The sequence below is a fragment of the Nostoc sp. DSM 114160 genome (assembly GCF_053470305.1).
Genome location: NZ_JBPFGO010000002.1, coordinates 1097841 through 1110020 on the forward strand (window position 1 = coordinate 1097841; position 12180 = coordinate 1110020).

At 40.6% G+C, this 12180-nt stretch carries 11 protein-coding genes; 5 read left to right on the forward strand and 6 right to left on the reverse strand.

What is annotated here, in order from left to right:
* Positions 1-208: 208 nt before the first annotated feature.
* From NSTCB13_RS21780 to NSTCB13_RS21800, 5 genes are all read right to left on the reverse strand, one after another.
* Positions 209-1690, reverse strand: a complete 1482-nt coding sequence (locus NSTCB13_RS21780) for a leucyl aminopeptidase (protein WP_448273775.1) — start codon at positions 1688-1690, stop codon at positions 209-211.
* A gap of 527 nt (positions 1691-2217) precedes the next feature.
* A complete protein-coding gene (locus tag NSTCB13_RS21785; protein ID WP_445632062.1) occupies positions 2218-3384 on the reverse strand; it encodes an EcsC family protein in 1167 nt (388 codons plus the stop codon).
* A 152-nt stretch (positions 3385-3536) separates the two neighbouring features.
* Positions 3537-3716 carry a type II toxin-antitoxin system PemK/MazF family toxin gene (locus NSTCB13_RS21790; RefSeq protein WP_448273776.1) on the reverse strand — a complete coding sequence of 60 codons (180 nt, stop codon included), beginning with the start codon at positions 3714-3716 and terminating at the stop codon, positions 3537-3539.
* 178 nt (positions 3717-3894) lie between these two features.
* Positions 3895-4713: an alpha/beta fold hydrolase gene (locus NSTCB13_RS21795; protein ID WP_448273777.1), complete on the reverse strand. Its 819-nt coding sequence runs from the start codon at positions 4711-4713 to the stop codon at positions 3895-3897.
* 331 nt (positions 4714-5044) lie between these two features.
* Complete coding sequence (locus NSTCB13_RS21800) at positions 5045-5770, reverse strand: lysophospholipid acyltransferase family protein (RefSeq protein WP_445630799.1); 726 nt, start codon at positions 5768-5770, stop codon at positions 5045-5047.
* 375 nt (positions 5771-6145) lie between these two features.
* Here NSTCB13_RS21800 and metG point away from each other — a divergent pair, with 375 nt between their 5' ends.
* The 5 genes from metG to menH all read left to right on the forward strand — a co-directional run bounded on the left by metG (position 6146) and on the right by menH (position 11314).
* Positions 6146-7765 (forward strand): methionine--tRNA ligase, encoded by a 1620-nt coding sequence (gene metG, locus NSTCB13_RS21805; RefSeq protein WP_445630798.1) that lies wholly within the window; start codon positions 6146-6148, stop codon positions 7763-7765.
* Positions 7766-7932: 167 nt separating this feature from the next.
* On the forward strand, positions 7933-8562 hold the full coding sequence (locus NSTCB13_RS21810; protein WP_094348455.1) for a LabA-like NYN domain-containing protein: 630 nt from the start codon (positions 7933-7935) through the stop codon (positions 8560-8562).
* On the forward strand, positions 8562-9773 hold the full coding sequence (lptC, locus tag NSTCB13_RS21815) for an LPS export ABC transporter periplasmic protein LptC (RefSeq protein ID WP_448273778.1): 1212 nt from the start codon (positions 8562-8564) through the stop codon (positions 9771-9773). Before NSTCB13_RS21810 ends, lptC begins: the two co-directional genes overlap by 1 nt.
* A gap of 93 nt (positions 9774-9866) precedes the next feature.
* Positions 9867-10268, forward strand: a complete 402-nt coding sequence (locus NSTCB13_RS21820; protein ID WP_448267751.1) for a metal-sensing transcriptional repressor — start codon at positions 9867-9869, stop codon at positions 10266-10268.
* 227 nt (positions 10269-10495) lie between these two features.
* Positions 10496-11314, forward strand: a complete 819-nt coding sequence (gene menH / locus NSTCB13_RS21825) for a 2-succinyl-6-hydroxy-2,4-cyclohexadiene-1-carboxylate synthase (protein WP_448273779.1) — start codon at positions 10496-10498, stop codon at positions 11312-11314.
* A gap of 17 nt (positions 11315-11331) precedes the next feature.
* Here the strand turns inward: menH and NSTCB13_RS21830 are convergent, their stop codons facing one another.
* Positions 11332-11979, reverse strand: coding sequence for a glycoside hydrolase family 24 protein (locus NSTCB13_RS21830; RefSeq protein WP_448273780.1), 648 nt, complete (start codon positions 11977-11979; stop codon positions 11332-11334).
* Between the last annotated feature and the right edge of the window lie 201 nt (positions 11980-12180).

Genomic DNA, 12180 nt, shown 5'->3' on the forward strand with positions numbered 1-12180 from the left:
TCTGTTACTATTGCAACAATTTTTACTGGCAAGCTCAAGATAGCACGAATTGTTAAGTATTGGGCATTGGCCAAACAGGGCATGGGGCATGGAGAAGAGACAAGGTAGACAAGGAAGAGGGGGGAGACAAGGGAGAGATTTATTTAATAATCCCCCTTGTCCCCCTTGTCCCCCTTGTCCCCCTTGTCCCCCTTGTCTCCTCTACTCCCTATTCCCCGCTTCCTAGTACCCAATCAACTAGCGTCCGAACGCCGTAGCCAGTTGCCCCTGAGCTGTTGTAGCCATTTTCTTTATCTGTCCATACTGGGCCAGCAATATCTAGGTGCGCCCAAGGGGTTTGTTTGACGAATTGCTTGAGGAAAAGGGCGGCGGTGATTGCACCACCTGGACGCGGCCCTGTATTTTTCATGTCCGCAATACCAGACTTTAACCCTTCAAAATATTTTTCTTCCATTGGCATCCGCCAAATCTTTTCTCCTGAAGTTTGGGCAGCTTTTTCAAGCTGGGAGGCTACAGCATCATCAGGAGTGTACAAACCAGCAATATCGTCACCCAAGGCAATGACGTTAGCACCAGTCAGGGTAGCTAAATCAACGATCGCATCTAAGCCTAATTTGTCGGCATACACTAAGGCATCTGCTAAGGTTAAACGTCCTTCAGCGTCGGTGTTGTTCACTTCAATTGTTTTGCCATTTGATGCTGTGAGAATGTCTCCAGGGTGCATGGCGTGACCGCTAATCATGTTTTCGGTTGCTGCTGAGATGAAGTGAACTTCCGAATCTGGCTTAATTTGAGCAATTGCTTTGGCTGCACCCAAGGTGGCAGCTGCACCGCCCATGTCAATTTTCATGGTTTCGATGCCGCTACCAGCACCTTTAATGTTGAGTCCGCCGGAGTCGAAGGTTAAACCTTTGCCAATAATTGCTAATTTCTTTTTGGGTGTACCTTCTGGCTTGTAAGTTAGGTGAATAAATTTCGGTGGCAAATCGGAAGCTTGGGCTACTCCCAAAAATGCACCCATGCCTAACTTTTCACAGTCTTCTCGTTCTAAAATTTCTAGTTGTAAACCATAATCTTTGGCGATCGCTTGAGCAGTTTCGGCTAAAGTAATTGGTGTGACTGCGTTGGCTGGTGCTGCCACTAATTGCCGTGCCAAATTTACCCCAGAAACAATTTGATTGGCGCGGGTAATGGCGGCTTCTTGTCCACCGAAACCCAGTAAATCTATACTTTCTATTTGTGAACCTTTATCTTCTGGTTCGGATTTAAAGCGAATATCTTGGTAAAGTGCTAACTCCACACCTTCTGCGATCGCTTGGGCACTCGCTGCTGGATCGTTATTCCACAATGGAAAACTAAATCCCAAAATTTTGCTTTTTTGCTTTTTTGCCACCTTAGCTACAGCCGCAGCAGCACGACGCAGAGTATCTAGTTTTAACGCTTCTGGTTTGCCTAAACCTACTAAAATCAATTTCCGCACTGGGCTACCAGCATTTACACGGGTGAAGATTGTACTGTTGGCTTTACCTTTAAATTCTTCTTCAGTAATCAGTTCTTTTAATACCCCAGAAAACTTTTGATCTAAAGTAGCTAGTTCTCCGGTTAACTCTACTGCATCTTCAAATAATCCAATTGCCAAACTATCGCCTGCCCACTCTAGTAAAGGCTTATCACTAGGTTGAATTGTCATTTTGGGATTTTCTGTAAATATTCCTTCTTGTACCAGTATTGCTCAAAATTCTTGTTTCATGCTAAGGGAAGTGGGTATTGGGCATGGGGAATTGGGCATTGGGCATGGGGGAGCAGGGATCAGTAAGTATAAATTAACGAATTAGTATAAATAGCACTCATTAACGAGTCTTTGATCCTCGTTAATCCACCTCGGAACTCCGTTAACGAGTCTTTGATCCTCGTTAATCCACCTCGGAACTCCGTTAACGAGTCTTTGATCCTCGTTAATCCACCTCAGAACTCCATTAACGAGTCTTTGATCCTCGTTAATCCACCTCAGAACTCCATTAACGAGTCTTTGATCCTCGTTAATCCACCTCAGAACTCCATTAACGAGTCTTTGATCCTCGTTAATCCACCTCGGAACTCCGTTAATGAGTCTTTGATCCTCGTTAATCCACCTCAGAACTCCGTTAACGAGTCTTTGATCCTCGTTAATGAAGCTATGAACTTTACTGTTTTACCTCCTCCCCCATGCCCTATGCCCTATGCCCCAATTTTATTTGTGTCAATATCAAATTTGCTGGCGATCGCTTCTATTATTATTTGTTCAACTGCTGTAATCTGATTGTCAAGCTGGGCAATTTTTTTACACTGAACGAGCAAAGGTATAGCAAAATCACGATCCAGCTGATTGAGCAGTATATCCAAAGGCTTGGGTGATTTGATATTTTGGGCAATGGCATCCAACGAGGTAGGACTGAGTTTTACAGCTTGTAATTCTGGCAAAATTTCTTCCAAAGTCTTATCTGGATGACTAGCTAGGATCATGTGAACTAAGATTTGATCCATGACGGCTTCTTGAGCGATCGCACTTTCTAGATACTTTTCACTTTCGGCTTTTAATATTGCTAATGTCTGTGGCGATGCTAAGGAAGTGGATTCATCCAGCTTGGCTTCGTAAAATCGACAAGCAGCATAGCCCAATGAATAGATCATCGTCGCATTTGAACTAGCTCCAATCACTGCACCCGCCAAGGGCACATTTCGCAGCAAGCCTAATCCCGCAGCTTTCAACAAACGCTCTCCACCCAAAGCCAACCCAAAAATTGCTAAAATTTCACCTTTCCGAGCAGGATCTTTTAAATCTAGCCCGTAGACAGATGCAATTTGATAAAGCATTTCTGACTGTAATTTTGTTGTGGCTGTTAAATTAATTGCCAACAATGCCACTGCTATTCCTGGCAAAATACTAGTGGTTAGTCCAACTGTGGCTGCTTTAGTTGATTTTTCCACCATGATTCGGTGAGCAAGCTGGCTGGGTGATTCATTTGGATACTGTTTCTTCAGCTTGTTTACCGCTGCTTCTGCTTGTTCTAAATTAATAAGGTTAGTATCGTTAATGAGCCAATTGAGATTTAAGACTCCAGATAGTTTTCTAATCAGCCAATTTTCGCTGAGGCGATTTACAAGCTGACCGCTGTTTTGAGTTGTTTGCTCAATAAACTTGTGTGTTTCTTTTGCCGTCGCTTCTCCTACCCCTATTGCTGTATCTAAAACTGCTTGACTAGTCTCAGCAATAGTTTTAACAAAAGACTCTAATACAGAAGGTTCATTGTCTATTGATGATTTAGGCTGAATTGCTACTTCTGAAGTTTCTCTAGATGAATTAACTAATTTATTCACCTCTATGTCTTGGAGTTTGTCTGCCATTGCTCGACACCATCTTGTAAAGCCACTTTCTTTTGGTTGTAGCGAAGTCTGAGTGGCTTTGACATCTCTCGATAAGTACAATTTGTCAGAGTAAATAGGAATTATTCTGAGCTTTAACTATAGACATAAGATGGATGACAAAGGTTATAATTTTACCACTGATAACCTAATGTCAACAACACTTTGGCTTCTAAAATAGTGAGTATTTCTAGAGTCAAAATGCCCAGTTTTATTTGCAATCTTGTTTTATCAATTACCCGCAATTGGTGGCAAAGAGCAACTGAATCCCGTTCTAATCCACCTTCACCACTTTGAATTAATATAGGACTCATATTTGATTTCTGAAAAAACTCAGTACACTCCTAAATCAATTTTTTCCTGTTCCCCGTTCCCTGTTACCTCCCTACGCAAATATGTTCATTAATCAAATCGGATTCCTAACTTTTCCTTCTTACCAAAAAAAGCAAAATCAAGGTTGTGAACTCTCTGAATTTAGGTGTATCAAACTTTTTACTTATTAACTCTACCTTTATCAGCTTGATTTTCTAAAAAGTCGTTATCCTTAAGAATTTCATAGAGATTAGTATCTTGCTCTAGCAAGCAAGCGTGTCCACAATGGGGCAACACTACAATCTTGTTATTTGGTAAGATTTTCCCTATTCGGTTGACTTCGCTTACAGAAGGCAAAAGGCGATCGCTAGCACCAGCAATCAACAAAACTGGTTGAGTTAAACGCTTTAACTTTTCCTCATCAACATCAAACTCTCGCAGTAAAGACAACCGCCAAAGAACGGTTTCTGCCGGTACAGAACGCATCGTTTTTAGCAAATCGTGGCGATCGCTCCGAGAAATGCGTGACAAAGATGCTAAAAATGGCAACAAGCCTAGTGCGCCAATATCATACAATTCTGATGGCACTAGGTAAGTTAATTGGGATGCCCAACTTAGCCAAGGGCGAAGACGAAAGGACGAAGCTGGGTTAATTAGGATAATTCGCTTAAATAAATCGGGTGCTTGGATTGCCACTTTCATTGCCAAGCAACCACCAAAGGACTCACCGCACAGGTAAACTGGTCTTTGAGAACTTTTTTCTAATTCGGCATCGATCAAGTCCAATACACTCTTAGTTAGGACATTCCAAGTGTTAAGGTCTTTCCGGGGTAGCGCCAAACAACGGACATCGAAGCCAGCTTCTAATCCAGCGGTTTGCGATCGCAATAGTTGACCAGTTCCATCCATTCCTGGCAAATATACCAAAAGTGGATACTCTGGCTGTACTCGTTTGGGAGTTAGGAAACAAGGGTTTAGCTTAACTTCTGTGATAGTCATTGGTCATTAGTCATTGGTCATTGGTCACTTGTACTGAGTTTCGACACTTCGACTGCGCTCAGTGCATCGCTGCGCGGTAATCGAGCGACTTGTACTGAGTTTCGACTGCGCTCAACTACCGCGTAGTCGAAGTATTGGTCAATGGTATAAAATTTTTGTGCTGTTGATTGTTGCTTTCAAGTAAAGTTCGGTGGTTCTTACCTAAAACATTACCTAAAACAAATGTCCTTTTAGAGCAAGACATTGAAAGTCATAAGAACAATCCAAAATTGTTTGACTGAGCAAAGCCGTTCGCGTAGCGTTCCGCAGGAAAGTCCAAAATCAAATGGCTCTAATAGCAACCTTGACGTAGTAAATTGCTAATTTCGCCCTGACAGTGTTCTGTCAGTTCAGTCACAACAGTTCTGGCGTGTTTACCATGATATTTTTTATGATGTTGGGGCGTAATCCAATAAGGACGACCGATTAACACCGCAACTCGACGATAAATTACCAAGGGATGCCAACCATTTTGCTTAAATAAAGGTTCTGAAGGGTCGAATACACTCAAAAGTCTTAATGGGAAGCCATTGGTGTTTACTTCTTCTAAGGAAGCGATCGCGATCGGCAAAATAGCTAAATCCTGCACATTCGCTCGTAATGCCAAATGGGCAAATCCCCGTTGAAACTCACCCACCTGGCTTGGCTGAGTAAATTTCACCATTGGTGCAGTCCCTTCTGGAAATACTCCTACCATCTGCTTGGACTGCAATAGCACCTGTGACTGCGAAAAAAAGCTTTGCTGGCGGTTTTGAGTTTCTTCCAAGGGAAAACACCCCAATTGACCGGTGACAATCTCCCGCATGACTGGAACTTGTCCCATGTAGTGATGGCAAGCAAAGCGAATCGGACTCGATAACGCCGCCATTAAAATCAGTGCATCCATAAAGCTGCGGTGATTGCTGACTACCAAAACGCTCGCATCCTGGGGAATGCGGTCTTCGTAATAGCGGAACATTTGCGTTGAGAATGCCGCCACCAAAGCGCGAGAAATCTCTAGGGGGCTATTTCCACTCATACTTAATCAATATATTTTCCGGTAAATATGGCAATTTGTCTGAATTTGATTTTTACATTTCTTTACTATTGCCATGACCGTCTTAAGATAGAAATATCTAATCTACAAGAGTAATTAGATTTTCTGTATTCTCGATTATGTATTCTCGATCACAATAATATCTAATATAAACTATTCAAAAAAATTATGATTAGTTAGTTTCCATTTTTTAGGTAAAAATGAGTTTAATTGATGCGTATTAAAAAACAATTCTGGACTCGATCGACTCGCTAGTATGAAGATGTGATTGGAAAAAATGGTAATAATGTTGTATAATTGCCTGGTTTTGCTGATAAAAGGTAAGATGTAAAACGTTTTAATAAGTTAATTTTTATTTTGTATGAATCTAGTGAAAAAAAGATGAATAAAAAAGAATTTACATTTGCACTGACTACACCCCTATATTATGTAAACGATATCCCTCATATAGGCAGTGCTTACACGACGATCGCAGCCGATGTAGTGGCGCGATTTCAGAGATTACTGGGACATCAAGTATTACTAATTACAGGTACAGATGAACATGGGCAAAAAATTCAGCGATCGGCAGAAAGTTTAGGGAAAGCGCCACAAGAATTTTGTGATGAAATTGTCCCTAGTTTCGTGAGTTTATGGCAATTATTAGATATTCAATACGATCGCTTTAGTCGGACTACTGCGCCTCATCATCAAGCGATCGTTAAAGAATTCTTTGAACGAGTCTGGGAATCTGGTGATATTTACCAAGGACAGCAACAAGGCTGGTACTGTGTATCCTGCGAAGAATTCAAAGAAGAACGGGATCTGCTAGAAGGACACCGTTGCCCAATTCATACTAACAAAGAAGTGGAGTGGCGAGACGAACAAAACTATTTTTTCCGCTTATCAAAATATCAAACTAAGCTGACAGAATTTTATCAATCTAAACCGGATTTTATTCAACCAGAAAGTCGGCGCAACGAAGTCCTCAGCTTTGTCAATCAAGGACTGCAAGACTTTTCCATTTCACGAGTGAATTTAGATTGGGGCTTTCCCGTGCCAGTCGATCCCAAGCACACTCTCTATGTCTGGTTTGATGCGCTGCTAGGTTATGTCACAGCATTACTAGAACCAGATGCAGAACCAAGTTTAGCAAATGCGTTACAAACATGGTGGCCAATCAACTTGCATCTAATTGGTAAAGATATTCTGCGCTTTCATGCAGTTTACTGGCCAGCAATGCTGTTGTCGGCTGGCTTACCCTTGCCAGAGAAAGTATTTGGGCATGGCTTTTTGACTAAAGACGGGCAAAAGATGGGCAAAAGTCTGGGTAACACCCTCGATCCTGTGGCATTAGTTAAAAGCTATGGTAGTGATGCCGTTCGTTATTACTTCCTTAAGGAAATCGAATTTGGCAAGGATGGAGATTTTAATGAAGTTAGGTTCATTAATGTTCTGAATGCAGATTTGGCAAATGATTTAGGTAATTTGCTCAATCGCACCTTGAGCATGGTGAAAAAGTACTGTGCTGAGAATAATGTCCCATCAATCGGCAATGAAGGGATTCCTGACGAAAATCCTTTGAAAGCAATTGGTTTACGTCTAGGGGAACAGGTGAAACAAGCATACCAAGAGCTAGCTTTCAGTCAAGCTTGTGAGGCTATCCTTTCACTGGCGCAAGCCAGTAATAAATTTATTGATGAACAAGCTCCTTGGTCATTATATAAACAGGGACAGCAGGAGTCGGTGGAAAAGGTTCTCTACGCAGTTCTAGAATCAGTTAGACTAGCAGCTTATCTGCTATCCCCAATTATTCCGAACATTAGTAGCGATATTTATCAGCAGCTAGGCTTCAGAATAAATTTTAACGATCAAAAACAAAGTTCAGTTACGGCTCCTTTTGCCATCCATGCTAAATGGGGGCTACTATCGAGCAAACAACAGTTGGGTAAACACCAACCTGTTTTTCAGCGAATAGAACCTCCGAAAAACGATTAGTCCTTATCAAACTCTGATTTTGTTCAATTTTTTTATTTTCTCACAAAATTTATCGTGGCTCAATTTAAATTAGCCGCGGAACATTATCATAAGCCGCTGTGACTAGCATCTAAAAGTTGGTAATTTGTATCAAAAATAACAGGGATAAAAATTGAGGTATCACAACGATGTTGAATAATTTGGAAAACGATTCAATATTTACGCCAGAACAAGTTTTGGAGAATCGGGGTAGGGTCGCCATATTTATTGATGGCTCAAATTTATTTTACGCTGCATTACAATTAGGGATTGAAATCGATTACACGAAGCTATTATGTCGATTAACAGGAGGTTCTAGATTACTGCGTTCTTTTTTCTACACAGGTGTAGATCGGACAAACGAGAAGCAACAGGGGTTTTTGCTGTGGATGCGTCGCAATGGCTATCGAGTCATTGCTAAAGATTTAGTCCAGCTACCAGATGGCTCTAAAAAAGCTAACCTAGATGTAGAAATAGCAGTAGACATGATGGCGTTAGTAGATTCTTATGATACCGCAGTTTTAGTTAGCGGTGATGGAGATTTAGCTTATGCGGTTAATTCAGTCAGCTATCGTGGTGTGCGGGTAGAAGTTGTGAGCTTGCGTTCCATGACCAGTGACAGCTTAATTAATGTAAGCGATCGCTACATTGATTTAGAAGCCATCAAAGAAGATATTCAAAAAACTCCTCGCCAAAGCTATCCATACCGACCGTTATCTGGGATCGGTTTTTTGGAAGACCCCAGAACTAGTGATGGACACCTAGAAATTCAAGAATAATGGCGTATCAATTTCATAAAAGAGGGAGATGGGGAAAGAGAAAAATTAAAAATTTCTCCCCCACTCCCTCCTTTCTTATTTTACCTTTGACTTTTTTCTTGGTATTTGGTTTAGTTGGCTGTGGAGGCAAATCCCCTACAACTTCGCAACAAAATACTGCGGATTCATCTAACAAAGATAGCAATTTAACTTTTTTTGATGTCACCCTAGAACAAGCAGATGAAGTGGGAAGACCAATTTGGACAGTCAGGGCTAAAACCGCAAAATACACCAAAGAAAAACAAATTGGTCAGGCTGAAAGTCCTTATGGTGAATTATATCAAGATGGCAAAATTGTTTACCAAATCAAGGCAGATGTAGCAGACATTGAACAAGATGGAAAGCAATTGTTTTTGAAAGGTAAGATATTTGCCACAGATCCTAGTAATGGGATTGTGTTGCAAGGTAATGAATTAGAATGGCGTCCCAAAGAAGATTTGTTGATTGTTCGTAACCAGATTAACGGCACTCATAAACAACTACAAGCAGTAGCGCAGGAAGTGCGAGTTAAAACTCGCGAACAACGGATGGAATTTTCTGGAGGAGTAGTAGCAAATTCTATCGATCCCCAGATGCAACTGAGAACTGAACATTTAATCTGGAATATTAAAGAAGAAAAACTGATTGGCGATCGCCCCCTAGAAATTGACCGCTACAAAGATAATAAAATTAGCGATCGCGGTAAGGGTAATTCTGCCGAAGTCAACTTAAAAACAAAAATTGCCACTGTCCAAAAGAATGCTCAACTAGAATTACTAGACCCACCAATGCAAATAGCTAGTAACTCTATGACCTGGAACATGAACGCAGAAACTGTAACTACAAACTCACCTACGCGAATGTTCCAGCGTGCTGAAAATGTCACAGTGACAGCCAATCAAGGTGAAATGAAAATACCGCAAAAAACCGTTTACTTAAAAGGTAACGTCAACGCCGTTGGTCAGCGTCGCCAGTCTCTCAGATCCAATACATTAACTTGGTATTTAGACAATAAGTTAGTTGAAGCTCAGGGAAATGTTGTTTACCGACAAATTGACCCACCATTAAATTTTGTGGGTGAAACAGCAGTTGGTAATCTGCAAACAGAAAATATTGTTGTCAAAGGTGGCAGTTCTAGCGGTAGGGTAGTAACGGAGATTATTCCCCAAGAAAGAGCCAATCGTCAGCAGTAAAGTTAGGGTGAATGGGGCCTGCTTTCACTCGTAAGTTTTGGGTTGGTCGAGTACTAGACTAGGATCTTAGTAATACAAGCCTTTTGATAGCCCATGAATGGATCAAATCGATTAGGTAAAAAATCCTTGCCAACATCCCAGCAAGCAGAACATTCCCACTATCACGATACAGACCACGAGCATACAGATGATACTCATGGGACTGGAGAGTTGGCTCATCCCCATATCCATAGCGAAGAGTCTTTACGGCGAATTGTCAATCGATTATCGCGTATAGAAGGACATGTTCGTGGTATTAAGGCAATGGTCGAGCAAAATAGCCCTTGTCCTGATGTTCTACTGCAAATTGCCGCAGTGCGGGGCGCATTGGATCGGGTAGCGCGAATTGTTTTGGATGAACATTTAACTGAGTGTATTGCTAGAGCCGCACAAGAGGGTAATATTGACGTTGAAATTAAACAGTTAAAAGCTGCTTTAGATCGATTTTTACCTTAAGAATGAGAAAAATAATCTAAAATGCATTCGCCAAATTAGCGATCGCTAGCAGCGATATATCAAAATTTAATAGTGCATCGTGACTTCACTCCAGCGACATCATATTGCCAACTGGTAGATCAGCTATTTTTATAGACTTTCCTTTGTTCACTTTTTCTAAGAGACAACGAGGGAAAAACTTATGACATCAGATAATATGCTGTGCAATGATAATTTTTACCTAGACTATGATTCTCAAAAATTATCAATTTCATTATTATTTAAATAGCACTCTAAATAAACCACTAATTCTTTTTTTGCATGGCTTCATGGGTAACATTCATGAATTTGATGAAGCTATAAAACTACTATTAAAAGAATTTTCCTATTTAAAAATTGATCTCCCCGGACATGGCAAAACTCAAGTTTTGGGTGAGGATGAATACTATACAATGGCAAACATAGCTCATGCTTTAATCAACTTACTGGATGAGTTAAAAATTGCCAAATGCTTTTTAGTTGGTTATTCAATGGGTGGAAGATTGGCTTTATACCTAGCCTTGAATTTTCCAGAACGTTTTTATAAAGTTGTGCTAGAGTCAGCTTCCCCAGGTTTACCAACAGCAACAGAACGATTAGAACGGATTAAACTTGATACACAAATAGGTACAAAATTAACAGGAGCCTTTGAAAAAAGCGATTTTGCTGCTTTTCTCTCAAATTGGTACAATCAGCCGATTTTTGGCGATATAAAAAATCATCCAGAATACAATCGCATGATTGAAAGCCGATTGCAGAACAATCCACAGGAATTAGATAAATCACTGCGCTTTATGGGTACTGGATGTCAACCTCCTTTATGGGAAAATCTACAATACAATACAATCCCCATGCTTTTACTAGTTGGTGAATACGATCGAAAATTTATATCTATTAATACAGAAATGGCTAAAATGTGTGAATTTGCTCAGATAAAAATAATTAGGAATGCCGGACACAATATCCACTTTGAAAATACTTTGGCATTTGTGGAAAATATCAAAAGTTTTTTATCCGCAGCAAGTTAAAAATTAGGATAATCTTACTACTTTTTTACTGCCTTGCTAGAAGGAGTTGGGGATGGTGGCAAATTTGGGAGTGTTGGTTGTTTAGCTGCGGTTAATTCTTCTTGCAACATTTTCTGATAAACTTTCGGTAAAGAGTTACTAACAGAATTAGTTTCTATACCATATCCCAAACTTGTCCAAGTGGGAGAGAGCCGCCGCAAAACATCATTTAACTTTCCCTGACGCAACAGTTGCGAAATATTAGTTCCCCAAACTTTAGAATCATTTAACCAACGGTAAACTACTACATCTTGATATTCTGGTTCAAAACTATAAGTAGTCCAAAACATCATTCGCATCGGCTTTGGGTGATAAAGAGGAGCTAAACGATACCAAGTAATGTTGATAATTTGATATCTGCCAGCAGCGGTAGAACAATTTCCTGTATTGGGGCCTGTGACAATTGTGACGCATATCTCAGGATGTCGGCTCAGGTCGTTGACTTGCTGTCCACCATATAACAGCGAATAGGGACGGTTTCCACTAGCCTCACTTGCCGAGATAGTTCGCATTAAAGCGCGGATATAAGGGTCGCCCTCTTTCATCACCAAAGGCGGCTGTTTATTTTCAAAGATGGGATCGGAAGGCGATCGCAAGTCTCCAATATACCATTGCAACAAATACACAAAGCCGAGAAGCGCGGCTATTGGACCGATAAGTTTTTCAACACCTTTGAATTCAAAGCCTTTCAGAGTCTAACTCCTTCAAATTCACTCTTTTTGCTAACAAAAATCACCGACGAACTGATTCCAGTAAAGTTCACACCTGATTGTTAGTTATTATTTCCGATTTGCTCATTTTTTTAGGAATTAGCAAAAAAGAGTATA